Genomic DNA, 878 nt, shown 5'->3' with positions numbered 1-878 from the left:
TTCACGAAACTCGCGAATGGATTTTACGCAATAGCCCGGTGCCAATTGGTACGGTTCCTATGTATCAGGCTTTGGAGAAAGTAAATGGCATTGCTGAGAACCTGAATTGGGAAGTCATGCGCGACACGTTAATCGAACAAGCAGAGCAGGGTGTTGATTACTTTACTATCCATGCTGGTTTACTACTTCGCTATGTTCCAATGACGGCGAAACGAGTGACGGGGATTGTTTCGCGTGGTGGCTCGATTATCGCTAAGTGGTGTCTAGCGCATCACCAAGAAAGCTTCTTATACACCCATTTCCGCGAGATCTGTGAAATTTGTGCGAAGTACGATGTCGCTCTATCTCTTGGTGATGGCTTGCGTCCTGGCTCGGTTGCAGACGCGAACGATGAAGCGCAATTCGCAGAGCTGCGTACGCTCGGCGAGTTGACTAAAATCGCATGGGAATATGATGTGCAGGTCATCATTGAAGGCCCTGGCCATATTCCAATGCATATGATTAAAGAAAATATGGACCAACAGTTGGAACACTGTCATGAAGCGCCGTTCTACACCTTGGGTCCTCTAACGACAGATATAGCTCCGGGTTATGACCATATTACATCCGGTATTGGCGCGGCGATGATTGGTTGGTATGGCTGCGCTATGTTGTGTTACGTGACCCCTAAGGAGCACTTGGGGCTTCCAAATAAAGAAGACGTTAAAACCGGTATGATCACCTACAAGCTAGCTGCGCATGCTGCAGATTTAGCAAAAGGGCATCCGGGAGCACAAGTTCGTGACAATGCCTTATCAAAGGCGCGTTTTGAATTCCGCTGGGAAGACCAATTTAACCTCGCTTTAGACCCCGATACCGCACGTGCATTTCATGATGAA

The 878-nt window shown here is 48.2% G+C and carries 1 protein-coding gene; it reads left to right on the top strand.

Features of this window, described 5'->3' with window-relative positions:
• The coding region (gene thiC, locus R7E78_RS25315) for a phosphomethylpyrimidine synthase ThiC (protein ID WP_318058499.1) at positions 1-878 on the top strand (878 nt) is incomplete at both ends.

It is taken from the genome of Vibrio sp. YT-19(2023) (genome assembly GCF_033337395.1).
The sequence above is the reverse complement of the archived record's forward strand: the minus strand, read 5'-3'. Positions and strand labels throughout refer to the sequence as shown.